The 18,671-nt window shown below is 64.4% G+C and carries 27 protein-coding genes and 1 pseudogene; 27 read left to right on the top strand and 1 reads right to left on the bottom strand.

Annotation, left to right across the window (positions count from 1 at the left end; translation table 11 throughout):
- Positions 1–69 precede the first annotated feature (69 nt).
- The 17 genes from AVJ23_RS02085 to AVJ23_RS02005 all read left to right on the top strand — a co-directional run bounded on the left by AVJ23_RS02085 (position 70) and on the right by AVJ23_RS02005 (position 13,595).
- Positions 70–1,305, top strand: coding sequence for a PQQ-dependent sugar dehydrogenase (locus tag AVJ23_RS02085; protein WP_058860483.1), 1,236 nt, complete (start codon positions 70–72; stop codon positions 1,303–1,305).
- Positions 1,306–1,768: 463 nt separating this feature from the next.
- Positions 1,769–2,140: a 30S ribosomal protein S12 gene (rpsL, locus tag AVJ23_RS02080; RefSeq protein ID WP_005862801.1), complete on the top strand. Its 372-nt coding sequence runs from the start codon at positions 1,769–1,771 to the stop codon at positions 2,138–2,140.
- A gap of 13 nt (positions 2,141–2,153) precedes the next feature.
- The gene (gene rpsG / locus AVJ23_RS02075; RefSeq protein WP_058860482.1) at positions 2,154–2,624 is read left to right on the top strand and encodes a 30S ribosomal protein S7; all 471 of its coding nucleotides are present in this window, start codon (positions 2,154–2,156) and stop codon (positions 2,622–2,624) included.
- 25 nt (positions 2,625–2,649) lie between these two features.
- Positions 2,650–4,773, top strand: coding sequence for an elongation factor G (gene fusA / locus AVJ23_RS02070; RefSeq protein ID WP_058860481.1), 2,124 nt, complete (start codon positions 2,650–2,652; stop codon positions 4,771–4,773).
- An 89-nt stretch (positions 4,774–4,862) separates the two neighbouring features.
- Positions 4,863–6,038: an elongation factor Tu gene (gene tuf / locus AVJ23_RS02065; RefSeq protein WP_058860480.1), complete on the top strand. Its 1,176-nt coding sequence runs from the start codon at positions 4,863–4,865 to the stop codon at positions 6,036–6,038.
- Positions 6,039–6,190: 152 nt separating this feature from the next.
- Complete coding sequence (gene rpsJ, locus AVJ23_RS02060) at positions 6,191–6,499, top strand: 30S ribosomal protein S10 (RefSeq protein ID WP_058860479.1); 309 nt, start codon at positions 6,191–6,193, stop codon at positions 6,497–6,499.
- A 10-nt stretch (positions 6,500–6,509) separates the two neighbouring features.
- Positions 6,510–7,352: a 50S ribosomal protein L3 gene (gene rplC / locus AVJ23_RS02055; protein ID WP_084794223.1), complete on the top strand. Its 843-nt coding sequence runs from the start codon at positions 6,510–6,512 to the stop codon at positions 7,350–7,352.
- Positions 7,349–7,966, top strand: a complete 618-nt coding sequence (gene rplD / locus AVJ23_RS02050) for a 50S ribosomal protein L4 (RefSeq protein ID WP_058860478.1) — start codon at positions 7,349–7,351, stop codon at positions 7,964–7,966. Before rplC ends, rplD begins: the two co-directional genes overlap by 4 nt.
- Positions 7,963–8,259, top strand: coding sequence for a 50S ribosomal protein L23 (locus AVJ23_RS02045; protein WP_058860477.1), 297 nt, complete (start codon positions 7,963–7,965; stop codon positions 8,257–8,259). The genes rplD and AVJ23_RS02045 overlap by 4 nt, the downstream gene beginning before the upstream one ends.
- A 91-nt stretch (positions 8,260–8,350) precedes the next feature.
- On the top strand, positions 8,351–9,052 hold the full coding sequence (locus tag AVJ23_RS02040; RefSeq protein ID WP_058860476.1) for a YoaK family protein: 702 nt from the start codon (positions 8,351–8,353) through the stop codon (positions 9,050–9,052).
- A 205-nt stretch (positions 9,053–9,257) separates the two neighbouring features.
- The gene (gene rplB / locus AVJ23_RS02035; RefSeq protein WP_058860475.1) at positions 9,258–10,100 is read left to right on the top strand and encodes a 50S ribosomal protein L2; all 843 of its coding nucleotides are present in this window, start codon (positions 9,258–9,260) and stop codon (positions 10,098–10,100) included.
- 3 nt (positions 10,101–10,103) lie between these two features.
- On the top strand, positions 10,104–10,382 hold the full coding sequence (gene rpsS, locus AVJ23_RS02030) for a 30S ribosomal protein S19 (protein ID WP_058860474.1): 279 nt from the start codon (positions 10,104–10,106) through the stop codon (positions 10,380–10,382).
- 3 nt (positions 10,383–10,385) lie between these two features.
- Entirely contained in the window at positions 10,386–10,766 is a 381-nt protein-coding gene (rplV, locus tag AVJ23_RS02025; RefSeq protein ID WP_058860473.1) for a 50S ribosomal protein L22, read from the top strand.
- Entirely contained in the window at positions 10,766–11,488 is a 723-nt protein-coding gene (rpsC, locus tag AVJ23_RS02020; RefSeq protein ID WP_058860472.1) for a 30S ribosomal protein S3, read from the top strand. Before rplV ends, rpsC begins: the two co-directional genes overlap by 1 nt.
- A gap of 5 nt (positions 11,489–11,493) precedes the next feature.
- On the top strand, positions 11,494–11,907 hold the full coding sequence (gene rplP / locus AVJ23_RS02015; protein WP_058860471.1) for a 50S ribosomal protein L16: 414 nt from the start codon (positions 11,494–11,496) through the stop codon (positions 11,905–11,907).
- Positions 11,908–12,097: 190 nt separating this feature from the next.
- Positions 12,098–12,718, top strand: a complete 621-nt coding sequence (locus tag AVJ23_RS02010; RefSeq protein WP_058860470.1) for a TIGR02466 family protein — start codon at positions 12,098–12,100, stop codon at positions 12,716–12,718.
- A gap of 217 nt (positions 12,719–12,935) precedes the next feature.
- Positions 12,936–13,595, top strand: coding sequence for a hypothetical protein (locus tag AVJ23_RS02005; RefSeq protein WP_437176744.1), 660 nt, complete (start codon positions 12,936–12,938; stop codon positions 13,593–13,595).
- Between the two features lie 80 nt (positions 13,596–13,675).
- On the opposite strand, the gene AVJ23_RS02000 is transcribed toward AVJ23_RS02005, so the two are convergent.
- Positions 13,676–14,188, bottom strand: a complete 513-nt coding sequence (locus tag AVJ23_RS02000) for a PRC-barrel domain-containing protein (protein WP_058860468.1) — start codon at positions 14,186–14,188, stop codon at positions 13,676–13,678.
- A 217-nt stretch (positions 14,189–14,405) separates the two neighbouring features.
- Between AVJ23_RS02000 and rpmC the strand changes: the two genes are divergently transcribed.
- The 10 genes and pseudogenes from rpmC to rpsE all read left to right on the top strand — a co-directional run bounded on the left by rpmC (position 14,406) and on the right by rpsE (position 18,668).
- Positions 14,406–14,612 (top strand): 50S ribosomal protein L29, encoded by a 207-nt coding sequence (gene rpmC, locus AVJ23_RS01995; RefSeq protein WP_058860467.1) that lies wholly within the window; start codon positions 14,406–14,408, stop codon positions 14,610–14,612.
- A 4-nt stretch (positions 14,613–14,616) separates the two neighbouring features.
- A pseudogene (gene rpsQ / locus AVJ23_RS01990) lies at positions 14,617–14,838 on the top strand (30S ribosomal protein S17); the annotation flags it as partial.
- Between the two features lie 202 nt (positions 14,839–15,040).
- A complete protein-coding gene (rplN, locus tag AVJ23_RS01985; RefSeq protein WP_058860465.1) occupies positions 15,041–15,409 on the top strand; it encodes a 50S ribosomal protein L14 in 369 nt (122 codons plus the stop codon).
- Entirely contained in the window at positions 15,409–15,720 is a 312-nt protein-coding gene (gene rplX, locus AVJ23_RS01980) for a 50S ribosomal protein L24 (protein ID WP_058860464.1), read from the top strand. Before rplN ends, rplX begins: the two co-directional genes overlap by 1 nt.
- On the top strand, positions 15,713–16,294 hold the full coding sequence (gene rplE / locus AVJ23_RS01975) for a 50S ribosomal protein L5 (RefSeq protein ID WP_058860463.1): 582 nt from the start codon (positions 15,713–15,715) through the stop codon (positions 16,292–16,294). Before rplX ends, rplE begins: the two co-directional genes overlap by 8 nt.
- A gap of 11 nt (positions 16,295–16,305) precedes the next feature.
- Positions 16,306–16,611, top strand: coding sequence for a 30S ribosomal protein S14 (rpsN, locus tag AVJ23_RS01970; RefSeq protein WP_058860462.1), 306 nt, complete (start codon positions 16,306–16,308; stop codon positions 16,609–16,611).
- Between the two features lie 12 nt (positions 16,612–16,623).
- Positions 16,624–17,016, top strand: a complete 393-nt coding sequence (gene rpsH / locus AVJ23_RS01965) for a 30S ribosomal protein S8 (RefSeq protein ID WP_058860461.1) — start codon at positions 16,624–16,626, stop codon at positions 17,014–17,016.
- A gap of 12 nt (positions 17,017–17,028) precedes the next feature.
- Positions 17,029–17,562 carry a 50S ribosomal protein L6 gene (gene rplF / locus AVJ23_RS01960; protein WP_058860460.1) on the top strand — a complete coding sequence of 178 codons (534 nt, stop codon included), beginning with the start codon at positions 17,029–17,031 and terminating at the stop codon, positions 17,560–17,562.
- A 12-nt stretch (positions 17,563–17,574) separates the two neighbouring features.
- On the top strand, positions 17,575–17,934 hold the full coding sequence (rplR, locus tag AVJ23_RS01955; protein ID WP_058860459.1) for a 50S ribosomal protein L18: 360 nt from the start codon (positions 17,575–17,577) through the stop codon (positions 17,932–17,934).
- Positions 17,935–18,071: 137 nt separating this feature from the next.
- The gene (rpsE, locus tag AVJ23_RS01950) at positions 18,072–18,668 is read left to right on the top strand and encodes a 30S ribosomal protein S5 (RefSeq protein ID WP_058860458.1); all 597 of its coding nucleotides are present in this window, start codon (positions 18,072–18,074) and stop codon (positions 18,666–18,668) included.
- Positions 18,669–18,671 lie beyond the last annotated feature (3 nt).

Genomic DNA, 18,671 nt, shown 5'->3' with positions numbered 1-18,671 from the left:
GTCAGCTGCGGGAAACTTTCGCGGTTGCGCGCGTTACCGTCACAAGCAACCCCGAAAAGGAGGACCGCCATGCAAAAGCGCAAGCTTTTCATCAGCACCGCCACCGCCCTGACCTCGCTCGCCATCGCCCCGGCGCTGGCCCAGAGCCAGACGCATGAGTGGGGCGCGCGCAGTGCCAGCTTCGAGCCCGCCTTCGAGAACCAGACCCGTGCGCCGCTGGAGCAATCCGAGTACGGCTTTGCCACGCGCAGCCTGACCGAAGAGCTGGAGCACCCCTGGGCCGTCGAGGCGCTGCCCGGTGAGGCCGGTCTGCTGGTCACCGAACGCCCCGGCCGTCTGCGCCACGTCAGCCTGCAGGGCGAGATATCCGAGCCCATCGCGGGGCTGCCCGAGATCTTCAACGAACCCGCCGGCAACAGCACGCAGGCTGGCCTGCTGGACGTGAAGATCGGCCCGAATTTCGACTCCGACCGCTGGGTCTATTTCACCTATGCCAAGGGCATGGGCGACGGCATGTCGGTGACGGCGGCCGCGCGAGGCAAGCTGTCCGAGGACATGACCGAGCTGACCGAGGTCGAGGACATCTTCGTGCAGACCCCGCCCTCGCCGGCGGCCATGCACTATGGCAGCCGCATCGTCTTTGACGACGAGGGCCATGCCTTCATCACCACGGGCGAGCACTTCACCGTGGAGGAGCGCAAGAAGGCGCAGGATCTCGGAACGCATTACGGCAAGGTCGTGCGCGTGAACCTTGATGGTTCAGTGCCCGAGGATAACCCGTTTGTCGGCGACGAGGACGCACTGGACGAGATCTGGTCCTATGGCCACCGCAACGTGCAGGGCGCGGGCTTCCGCGCGGATGGCACGCTGTTTACCATTGAGCACGGCCCCGCCGGCGGTGACGAGGTGAACATCCCCGAGCCCGGCCTGAACTATGGCTGGCCCGTGATCTCCTATGGCGTCAACTATGACGGCAGTGACGTCACAGAGGGCATCGCCGTGCAGGACGGCATGGAGCAGCCCGTCTATTACTGGGACCCGGTGATCGCCCCGGGCGACATGGTCTTCTACCAGGGCGACATGTTCCCCGAATGGCAGGGCGACATGCTGATTGGCGGCCTGGTCGCGCCGGGGATCGTGCGTCTTGAATGGGACGGCGACCGCGTGGCGGCCGAGGAACGCGTGCTGACACAGTATGGCCGTGTGCGTGATATCGAGGTGCTGGAGGATGGCTCGTTCATCCTCGCGACCGATTACCGCGCCGGCGAGCTGGTGCATGTGACGCCGTCGGACGGCGACAGCTGAGGCGTTTTCCGCCACGATTCCACCCATGACGAGAACGGCCCCCGGAGACGCTCCGGGGGCCGTTTTTCGTGGCCGGGCGCGGCCTGTGTGCAGGCCCGGAAAATCCCTGTCTCCCGGCCCCTTGCACCTTTTGCGCAGCTCTGCGATACCCTGCCGGTCCGGCGGTGCCCAGGCTGTTGACAAGGCGCGCGACTCCCCCTATACGCGCCGCTAATTCGCTGACCCGACGGGTTTGGCGTCTTTGCATCAGGAAGCGGTCAAGATCCGGGCCACGTGCCCCGATCCTCTGGACACCCACCGCGTCGTTCCCGGTCCAAGGGGACGCATGCGGTTTTTTGCGTCGTTTGTGAACGGCGACACCGAACCGGCACGCTGTGGACGCGCAGCACGCCAGAAAGAGAACCTGCACGGGGCGAGACGCCTCATGCGCCACATATGTGAGAAGCACGGGGAAGAGACCTTCATGCCCACGATTCAGCAGCTGATCCGCAAGCCGCGGCAGCCCAAAGTCAAACGTTCGAAGTCGCAGCACCTCGAACAGTGCCCGCAGAAGCGCGGTGTCTGCACGCGCGTCTACACCACCACGCCCAAGAAGCCGAACTCGGCCATGCGGAAGGTGGCCAAGGTGCGCCTGACCAATGGCTACGAGGTGATCAGCTACATCCCGGGCGAAAGCCACAACCTGCAGGAGCACTCGGTGGTCCTGATCCGTGGCGGCCGCGTCAAGGACCTTCCCGGCGTGCGCTATCACATCCTGCGCGGTGTTCTGGATACCCAGGGCGTCAAGGATCGTAAGCAGCGTCGTTCGAAATACGGCGCCAAGCGTCCCAAGTAAGAGGATCTGAAAGATGTCCCGTCGTCACGCTGCCGAGAAGCGCGAAGTCCTGCCCGACGCCAAGTATGGTGACCGGGTTCTGACGAAATTCATGAACAACCTGATGTATGACGGCAAGAAGTCCGTCGCCGAGCGCATCGTCTACGGCGCGCTGGACCGTGTCGAGAGCAAGGTCAAGCGCGCGCCGGTCGAGCTGTTCCACGAGGCGCTCGACAACATCAAGCCTTCGGTCGAGGTGCGCTCGCGCCGGGTTGGCGGCGCCACCTACCAGGTGCCCGTCGAGGTGCGTCCCGAGCGTCGCGAAGCGCTGGCCATCCGCTGGCTGATCAACGCCTCGCGCGCGCGCAACGAGAACACCATGGAAGAGCGCCTGGCCGGTGAGCTTCTGGATGCCGTGCAATCCCGCGGTTCCGCGGTTAAGAAGCGCGAAGACACCCACAAGATGGCCGACGCCAACAAGGCGTTCAGCCATTACCGCTGGTAAATTCCCAAGCTCAAGGACCTGACAGATGGCCCGCGATTACCCCCTAACACGCTACCGCAACTTCGGGATCATGGCGCATATCGACGCCGGCAAGACCACGACGACGGAGCGTATCCTTTTCTACACCGGCCGGTCCCACAAGATCGGTGAGGTCCATGACGGCGCCGCCACCATGGACTGGATGGAGCAGGAGCAGGAGCGCGGCATCACGATCACGTCCGCCGCGACCACCACGTTCTGGCAGTGGCAGGAAGATCCGACCGCCGAAGGCACCTCGGACACCAAGTTCCGCTACAACATCATCGACACGCCCGGTCACGTGGACTTCACCATCGAGGTCGAGCGTTCGCTGGCCGTGCTGGACGGCGCGATCGCGCTGCTGGACGGCAATGCCGGCGTCGAGCCGCAGACCGAGACGGTGTGGCGTCAGGCCGACCGCTACGAGGTTCCGCGTCTCGTCTTCGTCAACAAGATGGACAAGATCGGTGCCGACTTCTTCAACTGCGTGAAGATGATCAAGGACCGCACCGGCGCGATCCCCGTTCCGGTGAACTTCCCGATCGGCGCGGAAGACAAGCTGGAAGGCATCGTCGACCTCGTGACCATGGAAGAGTGGGTCTGGAAGGGCGAGGATCTGGGCGCGTCCTGGACCCGCGGCCCGATCCGTGACGAGCTGAAGGACACTGCCGAAGAGTGGCGCTCGCACCTGATCGAGCACGCGGTCGAGCAGGACGACGAGGCCATGGAAGCCTACCTGGAAGGCGAAGAGCCCGATATCGCCACGCTGCGCCAGTTGATCCGCAAGGGCACGCTGAGCCTGTCCTTCGTGCCGGTGCTGGGTGGTTCGGCCTTCAAGAACAAGGGTGTCCAGCCGCTTCTGAACGCCGTGGTCGACTTCCTGCCCGGCCCGCTCGACGTGCCGCCCTATATGGGCTTCGCGCCGGATGACGAGACCGAGACCCGCAACATCGCGCGCCACGCCGATGACAGCGAGCCGTTCTCGGGCCTGGCCTTCAAGATCATGAACGACCCCTTCGTGGGCTCCCTGACCTTCACCCGGATCTATTCCGGCGTGCTGCGCAAGGGCGACTCGATCATGAACTCGACCAAGGGCAAGAAAGAGCGCATCGGCCGCATGATGATGATGCACTCGAACAACCGCGAGGAGATCGAAGAGGCCTTCGCGGGCGACATCATCGCACTGGCCGGCCTGAAAGAGACCACCACCGGTGACACGCTGTCCGACAGCCAAAAGCAGGTCGTGCTCGAAACCATGACCTTCCCCGATCCGGTGATCGAGATCGCGGTCGAGCCGAAGACCAAGAACGACCAGGAGAAGATGTCCCAGGGTCTGGCCCGTCTGGCCGCCGAGGACCCGTCCTTCCGCGTCGAGACGGACCTCGAGTCCGGTCAGACCATCATGAAGGGCATGGGCGAACTTCACCTGGACATCCTGGTCGACCGTCTCAAGCGCGAGTTCAAGGTCGAGGCCAATATCGGCGCGCCGCAGGTGGCCTATCGCGAGACCATCTCGCACCCGATCGAGCACACCTACACCCACAAGAAGCAGTCGGGTGGTTCGGGCCAGTTCGCCGAGGTCAAGCTGGAGATCACCCCGACCGAGCCGGGCGAAGGCTATTCCTTCGAGTCCCGCATCGTCGGTGGCTCGGTGCCCAAGGAATACATCCCCGGTGTCGAGAAGGGCATCAACTCGGTGATGGATTCGGGCCCGCTGGCCGGCTTCCCGGTGATCGACTTCAAGGTCGCGCTGGTGGACGGCAAGTTCCACGACGTGGACTCCTCGGTTCTTGCCTTCGAGATCGCCTCGCGGATGGCGATGCGCGAAGGTCTGCGCAAGGCCGGCGCCAAGCTGCTGGAGCCGATGATGAGCGTCGAGGTGGTCACTCCGGAAGAATACACCGGGTCGATCATCGGTGACCTGACCTCGCGTCGGGGCCAGGTGTCGGGCCAGGAGCCGCGCGGCAACGCCGTGGCGATCAAGGCCTTCGTGCCGCTGGCGAACATGTTCGGCTACATCAACAACCTGCGCTCGATGTCCTCGGGCCGCGCGCAGTTCACGATGCAGTTCGCCCATTACGACCCGGTGCCGCAGAACATCAGCGACGAGATCCAGTCGAAATACGCATAAACGGGATGGCGGGGTGAACCCCGCCCTACCCACCACCGTAGGGTGGGTCACCGACCCACCGCCCCACAGAAAACAAGGGAGCCAATTCCATGGCAAAGGAAAAGTTTGAGCGCGGCAAGCCGCATTGCAACATCGGCACGATCGGTCACGTCGACCACGGCAAGACGACGCTGACGGCGGCGATCACGAAGTATTTCGGCGACTTCCGGGCCTATGACCAGATCGACGGCGCGCCCGAGGAGAAGGCCCGCGGCATCACGATCTCGACCGCGCATGTGGAATACGAGACCGAGAACCGCCACTACGCGCATGTCGACTGCCCCGGCCACGCCGACTACGTCAAGAACATGATCACCGGCGCGGCGCAGATGGACGGCGCCATCCTGGTGGTGAACGCGGCCGACGGCCCGATGCCGCAGACCCGCGAGCACATCCTGCTGGGCCGCCAGGTGGGCATCCCCGCCATGGTCGTGTTCCTCAACAAGGTCGACCAGGTCGATGACGAGGAACTGCTCGAGCTGGTCGAGATGGAAGTGCGCGAGCTGCTCTCCGAGTACGACTTCCCGGGCGACGACATCCCGATCATCGCGGGCTCGGCCCTGGCGGCGATGGAAGGCAACAACCCGGAAATCGGCGAAGAGAAGATCAAGGAGCTGATGGCCGCGGTGGACGAGTACATCCCGCAGCCCGAACGCGCCGTGGACCAGCCCTTCCTGATGCCGATCGAGGACGTGTTCTCGATTTCCGGCCGCGGCACCGTCGTGACCGGCCGTGTCGAGCGTGGCGTGATCAATGTCGGCGACGAGATCGAGATCGTCGGCATCCGCGACACCAAGAAGACGACCTGCACCGGCGTCGAGATGTTCCGCAAGCTGCTGGACCGCGGCGAGGCGGGCGACAATATCGGCGCGCTGCTGCGCGGTGTCGACCGTGAGGGCGTCGAGCGCGGCCAGGTTCTGTGCAAGCCGAAATCGGTCACCCCGCACACCAAGTTCGAGTGCGAGGTCTACATCCTGACCAAGGAAGAGGGCGGCCGCCACACGCCGTTCTTCAAGAACTACCGTCCGCAGTTCTACTTCCGCACCACCGACGTGACCGGCACGGTCGAGCTGCCCGAGGGCACCGAGATGGTGATGCCGGGCGACAACCTGAAGTTCTCCGTCGAGCTGATCGCCCCGATCGCGATGGAAGACGGCCTGCGCTTCGCGATCCGCGAAGGCGGCCGCACCGTGGGCTCGGGCGTCGTCTCGAAGATCATCGAGTAATCGCGACCCCCGGGCGCCCAAGCGGCGCCCGGACCACGCAAACACAGGATGGGTGCCCGCACCCATCCTGTCCGTTTCAAGGGTTCGACGAGGCGGCCGGGTGGTCCTGTCTCCTCCTCTCAACTCGCACTTGCCAATGAAGGCCAAGATCAATGCAAAGCCAGAACATTCGCATCCGGCTCAAGGCGTTCGATTACCGCGTGCTCGACGCCAGCACGCAGGAAATCGTGAACACCGCCAAGCGCACCGGTGCGCAGGTCCGCGGACCGATCCCGCTGCCCAACAAGATCGAGAAATACACCGTTCTGCGCGGGCCGCACGTCAACAAGAAGTCGCGCGACCAGTTCGAGATCCGCACCCACAAGCGGCTGCTCGACATCGTCGACCCGACCCCGCAGACCGTTGACGCCCTGATGAAGCTCGACCTCGCCGCCGGCGTGGATGTCGAGATCAAGGTGTAAGGAGGTCTTGATGATGCGCTCTGGAGTGATCGCAAAGAAGATCGGCATGACCCGTCTCTTCATGGAAGACGGCAAGCAGATCCCCGTCACCGTGCTGCAGCTCGATGGCCTTCAGGTCGTCGCGCAGCGCACCTCCGACAAGGACGGCTACACCGCGGTGCAGCTTGGCGCCGGCACGGCCAAGGCCAAGCGCACCAGCCAGGCACTGCGCGGCCATTTCGCCAAGGCCAGCGTCGAGCCCAAGCGCAAGGTGGCCGAGTTCCGCGTCAGCCCCGAGAACCTGATCGAGGTGGGCGAGGAGATCATCGCCGACCATTACTTCGAAGGCCAGTTCGTGGATGTCTCGGGCACCACGATCGGTAAGGGCTTCGCAGGTGCGATGAAGCGGCACAATTTCGGCGGCCTGCGCGCGACGCACGGCGTGTCGATCAGCCACCGTTCGCACGGCTCGACCGGCCAATGCCAGGATCCCGGCAAGGTGTTCAAGGGCAAGAAGATGGCCGGCCACATGGGTGCCGTGCGCATCACCACGCAGAACCTGCAGGTCGTCAAGACCGACAGCGACCGCGGGATCATCATGATCAAGGGTGCCGTTCCCGGGCCCAAGGGATCGTGGGTGACCGTCAAGGACGCCGTCAAGAAGCCGACGCCCGAAAACCTCATCCTGCCCGCGGCCCTGATGAGCGCCAAGCGCGAAGCCATGCGCCAGGCCGAGGAAGCTGCCCGCCAGGCCGAGGAAGAGGCGAAAGCCGCCGAGGAAGCCCGTCTGGCCGAGGAGGCCGCCCAGCAGGAGGCCGCCCTGAAGGACGCTGAGGCTGACATCGAGGCCGAGAAGAAGGAAGGCGACGAATGAAACTCGACGTGATCAAACTCGACGGCGGCACCGCTGGCGAAGTCGAGCTGGACGAGGCCCTGTTCGGGCTGGAGCCGCGCGCCGACATTCTCCACCGCGTCGTCCGCTGGCAGCGCAACAAGGCGCAGGCCGGCACGCACAAGGTCAAGACCCGGTCCGAGGTCAGCTACTCGACCAAGAAGATCTATCGCCAGAAGGGCACGGGCGGCGCACGCCACGGCTCGCGCAAGGCGCCGATCTTCCGCAAGGGTGGTATCTACAAGGGCCCGACGCCGCGCAGCCATGCGCATGACCTGCCCAAGAAGGTGCGCCGGCTGGGCCTGATGCATGCCCTATCGTCCAAGGCCAAGGCCGGGAACCTCGTGATCCTGGAAAACGCCGAGAGCGACGGCAAGACCAAGACCTTGGCCCGCCAAGTCGCGGATCTGGGCTGGAAGCGCGCGCTGGTCATCGACGGCGCCGAGATCAACGAGGGCTTTGCCCGCGCCGCGGCCAATATCGACGGCCTCGACGTGCTGCCCTCGATGGGTGCGAACGTGTACGACATCCTCAAGCGCGACACGCTCGTGCTGACCCGTGCGGGTGTCGAAGCTCTGGAGGCTCGACTGAAATGAGCGCGAAGGCAGAACATTACGACGTGATCCGCAAGCCGGTCATCACCGAGAAATCCACCATGGCGTCCGAGCACGGCGCGGTGGTCTTCGAAGTGGCGATCGACGCGGCCAAGCCGCAGATCAAGGAAGCGGTGGAAGAGCTGTTCGGCGTCAAGGTGAAGGCGGTCAACACCTCCATCACCAAGGGCAAGACCAAGCGCTTCCGCGGCATCCGCGGTCGCCGCAAGGACGTCAAGAAGGCCTATGTGACCCTCGAAGAGGGCAACACGATCGACGTCTCGACCGGTCTTTGATCGGCTTGTCCGTGTGACTGGTCCGGGAAGGGCCCCTCGCCGCCGCGAGGGGCCCTTTTCATTTCGATCAAGCCGTGTGTGAGCGGGATCCATGCTGATACATGAAGGCGATGCGCGCAGCGCCGCGATTGATCTGAGGCTCGCTGCCCTTCTATCGGCCGTCGCTGGTGCATTGAACGCGACAGGTTTCGAGGTGGCGGGACTGTTCTCGGCGAACATGACAGGCAACCTCTCCGCCTTCGCGGATGCACTGGCCGTCGGTCGTTGGGGACCGGCGCTGCTTTTCCTGTCCGTGGTCGCGGTGTTCGTGTGCGGCGCGACCCTTTCGGGGATCGTGATGGAACACGGCCGCAAACGACGGGTCCGGGGCATCTATGCCGCAATGATCCTTGTCGAGGCCGGGCTTCTGGTTGCGCTCGGTCTTGCCGGCTCGGGCGGCAGCGGAGTGGCGACCGGCATGCCTCTGATCTTCTGTCTCGGCTTCCTGCTGGGCTGGCAGAATGCGGTGAGTACACGCATCTCGGCGGCTCGGGTGCGCACGACGCATGTATCCGGGATGGCCACGGATATGGGTCTGGCTCTGGCAGGGCTATGGGTCCGGTCCGAGCGGAACGCTCTGCATCGGAGCCAGCTCTTGCTTCACGCGGTGACGATCAGCGCCTTCATCGCGGGTGGCGTGGCGGGCACCTTGTGCCACCTGGTGCTTGGCGCGGTCGTGTTCCTGGTCTGCGGCGTCCCCTTGGCCGTCGTCGGAGCATCCGAGTTGCTGCGGGCCAGACGCGCCCTGCCATGACGGCTTGGCCCGGGCCATGCCGGGCTTGACCCCATCCTCATCCTCCCGTAACAGACCCCATCCGCAGCGGCCCCGGATTCGTCCGGGGCCTGACTTTTTGTCTGCGGGTCACGAACCGGGCACCTACGGGGGCCTATACCCCGGGCCGCAAGGCCCCAAACACCAGGCGGGGCAGCCCGCCTCGAGCTAACGGAAGACAGAAAGCATGGCACTCAAGTCGTACAAGCCGACGACGCCGGGCCAGCGCGGGCTGGTGCTGATCGACCGTTCGGAGCTGTACAAAGGACGTCCCGTCAAGTCCCTCACCGAGGGCCTGACCAAGAAGGGCGGCCGGAACAACACCGGACGGATCACCGCACGTCGCCGCGGCGGTGGCGCAAAGCGTCTCTACCGGATCGTCGATTTCAAGCGGAACAAGTTCGACGTGCAGGGCACCGTGGCCCGCATCGAATACGACCCCAACCGCACGGCCTTCATCGCGCTCATCCAGTATGATGACGGCGAGCAGGCCTATATCCTGGCGCCGCAGCGCCTGGCCATCGGCGACCGCGTGATCTCGTCCGAGACCGCGGATATCAAGCCGGGCAACACCAAGCCGTTCTCGCGCATGCCGATCGGCACGATCGTGCACAATATCGAGCTGAAGCCCGGCAAGGGCGGCCAGATCGCGCGCGCCGCGGGCACCTATGCCCAGTTCGTCGGTCGCGACGGCGGGTATGCCCAGATCCGGCTGAGCTCGGGCGAGCTGCGCATGGTCCGTCAGGAATGCCTGGCCACCGTGGGCGCGGTGTCGAACCCCGACAACAGCAACCAGAACCTCGGCAAGGCCGGGCGCGTGCGCCACATGGGCAAGCGTCCCTCCGTCCGCGGCGTCGTCATGAACCCGATCGACCACCCCCATGGTGGTGGTGAGGGCCGGACCTCGGGTGGTCGTCACCCGGTCACGCCGTGGGGCAAGCCCACCAAGGGCAAGCGGACCCGCGACACGAACAAGGCGTCGCAGAAGCTCATCATCCGCTCCCGTCACGCCAAGAAGAAGGGCCGCTAACACATGGCACGCTCAGTTTGGAAGGGCCCCTTCGTCGACGCTTACGTGCTGAAGAAAGCCGAGAAAGCGCGCGAGTCGGGCCGCAACGAAGTCATCAAGATCTGGTCCCGCCGGTCGACGATCCTGCCCCAGTTCGTGGGCCTGACGTTCGGCGTCTACAATGGCCAGAAGCACATCCCCGTGAACGTCTCCGAGGAAATGATCGGTCAGAAGTTCGGGGAATACGCGCCGACCCGTACCTATTACGGTCACGCCGCCGACAAGAAAGCCAAGAGGAAGTAAGCCATGGGCAAGGAGAAAAATCCCCGCCGCGTGGCGGACAACGAGGCGATGGCCAAGCTGCGCATGCTGCGCACCAGCCCGCAGAAGCTGAACCTCGTGGCCGGCCTGATCCGTGGCAAGAAGGTCGAGAAGGCGCTGACCGATCTCACCTTCTCGAAGAAGCGGATCGCGCTGGACGTCAAGAAGTGCCTGCAATCCGCCATCGCCAACGCCGAGAACAACCATGGTCTGGACGTCGATGAACTCGTCGTCGCCGAGGCCTATGTCGGCAAGAACCTGGTGATGAAGCGTGGCCGTCCGCGGGCGCGTGGCCGGTTCGGCCGGATCAACAAGCCGTTCTCGGAAATCACCATCAAGGTGCGCCAGGTCGAGGAGCAAGCCTAATGGGTAACAAGACCAATCCGATCGGCATGCGCCTGCAGGTGAACCGCACCTGGGACAGCCGCTGGTACGCCGACACCAAGGATTACGGGGATCTTCTGCTGGAAGACCTCAAGATCCGCGACTTCATTCACGACGAATGCAAGCAGGCCGGCGTGGCCCGCGTGATCATCGAGCGGCCGCACAAGAAGTGCCGCGTGACGATCCACACGGCGCGTCCGGGCGTGATCATCGGCAAGAAGGGCGCCGATATCGAGGTTCTGCGCAAGAAGCTGTCGCAGATGACCGATAGCGAGCTGCACCTCAACATCGTCGAGGTCCGCAAGCCCGAGCTCGACGCGCAACTGGTCGGCGAGAACATCGCCCAGCAGCTGGAGCGCCGTGTCTCCTTCCGTCGCGCGATGAAGCGCGCGGTGCAGAACGCCATGCGCATGGGCGCCTTGGGCATCCGGGTAAACGTCGCGGGCCGCCTGGGCGGGGCCGAGATCGCACGGACCGAATGGTACCGCGAAGGCCGCGTTCCGCTGCACACGCTGCGGGCCGATATCGACTTTGCGAATGTCGAGGCATCGACGCCGTATGGCATCATCGGCATCAAGGTCTGGATCTTCAAGGGCGAGATCATGGAACATGATCCGTCGGCGCGGGATCGTAAGGCCCAGGAAATTCAGGACGGTCCGGCCCCGCGTGGTGCCGGTGGTGGCCGTCGTGATGATCGGAGGTAAGCGTCATGCTTCAGCCTAAGCGCACCAAATTCCGCAAGATGCACAAGGGCCGGATCAAGGGCGAGGCCAAGGGCGGCTCCGACCTGAACTTCGGCACCTATGGCCTGAAGGCGACCCAGCCCGAGCGCGTGACCGCGCGCCAGATCGAGGCTGCCCGCCGTGCCATGACGCGCCACATGAAGCGTCAGGGCCGCGTCTGGATCCGCATCTTCCCGGACACCCCCGTGACCGCCAAGCCCATCGAGGTTCGTATGGGTAAGGGCAAGGGCTCGGTCGACCGCTGGGCCTGCAAGGTCAAGCCCGGCCGCGTCATGTTCGAGATCGACGGCGTCAACGAAGAGATCGCACGCGAGGCCCTGCGCCTGGCCGCGATGAAGCTGCCGATCAAGACCCGCGTGGTGGTCCGCGAGGACTGGTAACCGGTGGTTTTGCCGCCGAGCGGGCGGCAGTCGGCTTTGTCCGCAAAGGCGATGAAAGCCCGCACCGTTTAAAATTCGAAACCTCCGGCGTCCCTTCGCCGGGGGTTTTTCTTTGTGCGGTCCCGTCCCGGCGCGAGGGCAGGGCGCGAAAGCGGTTCCCTCCTGCCGGTGCCGTGGGTATGGATCGGCCATGCCCCAGATTCGTTCGCTCTTCGCCACCCGCCTCTACCGTGCCGCCTTGTCCGAGCACGGACCCGCCATCGACCCGGCCGAGCTGGCCGCGTCCTGCTATTCCATCGCCGAGGATGACGAGGCGGGGCAGGACTGGTGCGAGACGGAGGGCTATCCCGGCTATACCTCCTATGCCTCGCTGACCGATCTGCCCTGGCGCTTTCCGATCTTCGCGGATGTGGTCAAGGCGCTGGACGGGCACGTGGCGGCCTTTGCCGAGGATCTGGAATTCGACCTTGGCGACAAGACGCTGCAGCTGGAGGATCTCTGGATCAATATCCTGCCCGAAGGCGGCAGCCACGGGCTGCACATCCATCCGCATTCGGTGATCTCGGGCACGACCTATGTCGCGATGCCCGAAGGGACCTCGGCGCTCAAGCTCGAGGATCCGCGTCTGGGCTTCATGATGGGAGCGCCGGCACGGCGCAAGGGCGCGCGCGAAGAGCTGCGCAGCTTCGTCTACGAGAAACCGCAGGTGGGCGAGGTGCTGCTGTGGGAAAGCTGGCTGCGCCACGAAGTGCCGATGAACATGTCCGAAGAGGACCGGATCAGCGTCAGCTTCAATTACAAATGGACATAGCAGCGTCAAAGCCGTCTTCGAAACTCCAAGCGCAGGGCAACGCCGGCGCAATGCGCGTTCAGACTTGCGCGCTTTCGTTGCGGCGCGACGTTTCGTTTTGTCCCTTGGTCGGTCACGATCAATCGTGACCGAATTGATGGTAACCGTTCCATGATCTGACAAAGAAGGTTGAGTCGCAGTGGCCGCAATATCCCATCTTGCCCTTCCGAGCGGCGTGTTGAAGGACATTCTGCGCGCAGTGGAGGCGCACCGTCCCCAGAAAGCTCTGCGCGACCGGGTCAACCGCCTGCGGTTCGGTGCGAATGGCCCGTTGTCCGACATGGCGATCTTCCCGGATCCGCGAACCATCACTGAGAGCTGCGCTCCACGCCGGGGCATGCGGTTGAGGCGGCAGTCCAGCGGGCGCGTTCTGAGCGGCGACTGGGATCTCTCGCGAAAACCCGTAAGCGGCAGCCGCAAATATACCAGTTGCCGCATGCGGTGGGTCGAAGGAGCGGATTGGGAAGAGACCCCGGTTTTCCAGGACATGTTGGCAAAAATCTCCAGAGGCGAGGCGCCGGACGAATGCCGAACCATCGAAGAGGTCAGGGAGCGCTACGCTCGTCTCGACCGGATCTTCGCCGAAACCAAGGTTCGCGGCCGACTGCTGCGGATGCACGAACTTCCGAATGCCTACTACAGGCGCGAACACGGGGCGGTGTTAGTGCACCTAGCGCGCGACGGCAGTTGTCTGCGCAGCGGTGGTGGCAACCATCGATTTGCCATTGCGAAGCTCCTCGAGCTGCCGGAAATGCCAGCTCAACTGGGCGTCGTTCACCCTGATGCGCTTCGCGACGAACACTTGGCGCGGCTAAGTCGGTCGCGGTTCGGGGCCTGAGCCCGGGCCGGGGCAGGGGCCCATGAAAAAGGCGCGGCACAGATGTGCCGCGCCCTTCGGGATCAAAGGCGTGTGACGCCTCAGTTCCAATAGCCTTCATCGACGCCTTCCATCGCCTCGAGGTCTTCCTCGTTGAGGCGCGTGACATAGGCGTAGGTCATGTTGTCGACCGGGACGAGCTTCAGGTCGCTCACGTCGATCACCACGTGCTTGTCACCGATGTCGAGGAACCCGCCGACCTCGGCCACGATGCCGATGATCTTGCCGTCCTTCGACAGCACCAGGTCCTCGATCTCGCCGATGTCGTTCCATTCGGCGCCGACCTCGGTATACATGGTGTCTGCGTCCCATGCCGAGCCTTCGTCATTGGCTTCGTTCATGGTGTAGATGTCGCCGCCGGTGATGTCGCGGGTGCGGATCAGCTCGGCGCCGTCCATCTCGGTAATGGGCATCGCGTTGGTGCCATCCGACATGTGCGTTTCGGTCGCCATGTCGCCTTCGGCTTTCATCTCGCCGTCGGTGCTGTGGCTGCCGGCGATCGCGCCGGTGGTGCCGATGGCGAGTGCGAGGGTGCTTGCAAAGATGCGTTTCATGTCGTTGCCTCCTTATTGGCTTCTGGCCCCTCAACACGGCCCCCCGCGGCAATGTTCCGCAGCGCCTGCTTTCCGTGGCGTCGGTCGGTTTGGGGTTGCAAAACGCGGGCGTCCGTCGTATGCGCGCCTCTCATCCACGGACTCCACCGGAATCAGGGTGACCCTGCATGTACGCAGGCAGGGGCCTACCGGTGATGTTGCAACAAAGGAGAGGCGCATGAACGCCCACGAACTCCGTGACAAGACCCCGGACGAACTCCGGGACGCGCTTGTCCAGCTCAAGAAGGAGGCCTTCAACCTCCGTTTCCAGGCGGCCACCGGCCAGTCGGAAAACACCGCCCGCATGCGCCAGGTCCGCCGCGACGTGGCCCGGGTCAAGACCGTCCTGAACGAAAAGGCCCGTGGGGCCGCAGCGGAGGCCTGACGACATGCCCAAGAGAATCCTGCAAGGCACCGTGACCTCCACCGCCAACAGCCAGACCGTCACCGTGCAGGTGGTCCGCCGTTTCAAGCACCCCGTGCTGCAGAAGACCATCAAGAAGTCCAAGAAGTACCGCGCCCATGACGAGGGCGAGGCCTTCAACGTCGGCGATTTCGTCATGATCCGCGAATGCGCGCCCAAGTCCAAGACCAAGCGCTGGGAAGTCATGACGCCCGAGATGCTGGACGAGCACAACCGGATGCGCGCGGAAGCCGCCGCCGAGGCTCAGAAGATCGAAGAGGCCGCACACGAAGCAGAAGCCGCCCACTGAGGCGTGCCTGCCGGGGCCGACCTGCGCGGCCCCGGATGATATACGAAACCCCCGGGTCAATGTTCTCTGAAGAGCGGCCCGGGACGTCGGGAGAAAACACATGATCCAGATGCAGACCAATCTGGATGTCGCTGACAATTCGGGTGCCCGAAAGGTTCAGTGCATCAAGGTTCTGGGCGGCTCGCACCGCCGCTACGCCTCGGTCGGCGACATCATCGTGGTGTCCGTCAAGGAGGCCATTCCGCGTGGTCGCGTGAAGAAGGGCGATGTCCGCAAGGCCGTCGTCGTGCGCACCGCCAAGGAGGTCCGTCGCGAGGATGGCACCTCCATCCGCTTCGACCGCAACGCCGCCGTCATCCTGAACAATGCCGGCGAGCCCATCGGCACCCGGATCTTCGGACCGGTCGTGCGCGAGCTGCGGGCGAAGAACTTCATGAAGATCATCTCGCTGGCTCCGGAGGTGCTCTGATGGCTGCGAAACTGAAGAAGGGTGACAAGGTCATCGTCCTGTCCGGCAAGGACAAGGGCAAGACCGGCGAGATCACCCAGGTCCTGCCGAAAGAGGGCAAGGCCGTGGTGGACGGCATCAACGTCGCCATCCGTCACCAGCGCCAGACCCAGAACGCCCAGGGCGGCCGCCTGCCCAAGGCGCTGCCGATCGACCTGTCGAACCTCGCTTTCGTCGATGCCAACGGCAAGCCGACCCGCGTGGGCTTCCGCATGGAAGGCGACAAGAAGGTTCGCTACGCCAAGACCACGGGAGACGTGATCGATGCTTGATGCGCAGACATACACCCCGCGGCTCAAGGCGCAGTTCCGCGACACGATCAAGGCCAAGCTGAAGGAAGAATTCGGCTATGCCAACGACATGTCGATTCCGCGCCTGGACAAGATCGTCCTGAACATCGGCTGCGGCGCCGAGGCCGTTCGCGACAGCAAGAAGGCCAAGTCGGCCGTCGAGGACCTGACCAAGATCGCCGGCCAGCAGGCCGTCGGCACCAAGGCCAAGCACAGCCACGCGCCGTTCCGCCTGCGCGAGGGAATGGTCATCGGCGCCAAGGTCACGCTGCGCGACGTGCGCATGTACGAATTCCTGGACCGGCTGATCACCATCGCGATGCCGCGCATCCGCGACTTCCGCGGCGTGAAGCCGTCCTTCGACGGTCGTGGCAACTTTGCCATGGGCCTGAAGGAACACATCGTCTTCCCGGAAATCGACTTCGACAAGGTCGACGAGGTCTGGGGCATGGACATCATCATCGCCACGACCGCCCAGGAATACGGCGAGCACTCCGCCGACGCGCAGGCCCGCGCGTTGCTGGCGCATTTCAACATGCCGTTCACCAAGGCGTAAGGGGACAAGACATGGCCAAGAAATCCATGATCGAACGCGAGAAGAAGCGTCAGCGCCTGGTGGAGAAGTATGCCGCCAAGCGCGCCGAGCTCAAAGAGATCGCGACCGACGAATCCAAGCCGATGGAAGAGCGCTTCAAGGCGCGTCTGAAACTGGCGAAACTGCCGCGCAACTCGTCGCCGACCCGGCTGCACAACCGCTGCCAGCTCACGGGCCGTCCGCACGCGTACTACCGCAAGCTCAAGATCAGCCGTATCGCCCTGCGCGACCTCGGCTCGAACGGCAAGCTTCCGGGCGTCGTGAAGTCGAGCTGGTAAGGAGGGTATGAGATGAACGATCCTATCGGCGATATGCTCACCCGTATCCGCAACGCGGGCATGCGTGGCAAGTCCACCGTCTCGACCCCGGCCTCCAAGGTGCGTGCCTGGGTGCTCGACGTGCTGGCGGACGAAGGCTATATCCGCGGCTACGAGCCCGGCACGGACGGGCGCGGTCACCCGACGCTCGAGATCAGCCTCAAGTATTTCGACGGCGCCCCCGTCATTCGCGAACTCAAGCGGGTCTCCAAGCCCGGCCGCCGCGTCTACATGGGCGTCAATGACATCCCGCAGGTCCGCCAGGGCCTGGGCGTGTCGATTGTCTCCACCCCCAAGGGTGTGATGTCGGATGCAAATGCACGCGCAGCCAATGTCGGCGGCGAAGTGCTTTGCACGGTATTCTAAGGAGGCTTGCCGATGTCTCGTATTGGGAAAAAGCCTGTCGAACTGCCTTCGGGCGTGTCGGCCAGCGTCTCCGGCCAGACCATCGAGGTGAAGGGGCCCAAGGGCACCCAGAGCTTCACGGCCACCGATGACGTCACGCTGACCGTCGAGGAAAACGCCGTTTCGGTGACCCCGCGCGGGTCGTCCAAGCGGGCCCGCCAGCAATGGGGCATGTCGCGCACCATCGTGGCGAACCTCGTGCATGGCGTGCAGAACACCTTCAAGAAGGAACTGGAAATCCAGGGCGTCGGTTACCGGGCGCAGCTGCAGGGCAATGTCCTGAAGCTGAACCTGGGCCTGAGCCACGACGTGGACTTCCAGATCCCCGACGGCATCACGATCACCTGCCCGAAGCCGACCGAGGTCATCATCGAAGGGCATGATGCCCAGCAGGTGGGCCAGGTCGCGGCCAATATCCGCGACTGGCGGCGGCCGGAGCCGTACAAGGGGAAGGGTATCCGCTACAAGGGCGAGTACATCTTCCAGAAGGAAGGCAAGAAGAAGTAAGGACGCAAGGACATGGCAAACAGTAAACGTCAACTGTTCCAGAAGCGCCGCCTGCGCGTCCGGAACAAGCTTCGCAAGAGCAATGCCGGGCGCATGCGCCTCAGCGTGCATCGCTCGAACAAGAACATCTCGGTGCAGCTCATCGACGACGTGGCCGGCCGCACGGTCGCCGCGGCCTCGACGCTGGAGCCGAGCCTCGGCCTGGTCGGTCAGAACAACCTCGAGGCGGCCAGCAAGATCGGCAGCACCATTGCCGAGCGTGCCAAGGCGGCCGGCGTGGAAGAGGCCTATTTCGACCGCGGCGGCTTCCTGTTTCACGGCAAGGTGAAGGCTCTGGCCGACGCTGCCCGTGAAGCCGGGCTGAAGATCTGAAGCGCGGGATGGGCCTCGGCCCATCCTGCACCACAGCGCAGGCGGAAACGCCTCGATGATCGGGGATGCGCCCCGTGGCGCGTCACTTCGATTGAGACAGACAGGTGCCGGTGGCGCCATGCATGAAGGATTGCCAAATGGCAGAACGTGACAACAATCGCGGGGGCGGCCGCGGCCGTCGTGACCGCGACGAAACGCCCGAATTCGCCGATCGCCTCGTCGCGATCAACCGCGTCTCGAAGACGGTGAAGGGCGGCAAGCGCTTCGGCTTCGCGGCGCTGGTGGTCGTGGGCGACCAGAAGGGCCGTGTCGGCTTCGGCAAGGGCAAGGCCAAGGAGGTCCCCGAGGCCATCCGCAAGGCCACCGAACAGGCCAAGCGCAAGATGATGCGCGTGCCCCTGAAGGAAGGCCGCACCCTGCACCATGACGGCCACGGCCATCACGGTGCCGGCAAGGTGACGCTGCGCACCGCGCCGCAGGGTACCGGGATCATCGCGGGCGGCCCGATGCGCGCCGTCTTCGAGATGCTGGGTGTTCAGGACGTGGTCGCCAAGTCGACCGGGTCGCAGAACCCCTATGCCATGATCCACGCCACGCTGGACGCACTGCGCTTCCAGCAGAGCCCGCGGAACGTGGCCCAGCGTCGCGGCAAGAAGGTCGCCGACATCCTGCCCAAGCGGGATGAGAACCCGGCCGGCTCGTCGCAGGAAACCCACGTCGCCGAGGAGGCCTGATCC

It is taken from the genome of Pseudoponticoccus marisrubri (assembly GCF_001482405.1).
GTDB lineage: Bacteria > Pseudomonadota > Alphaproteobacteria > Rhodobacterales > Rhodobacteraceae > Pseudoponticoccus > Pseudoponticoccus marisrubri.
This window is presented reverse-complemented; position numbering and strand designations above follow the sequence as displayed.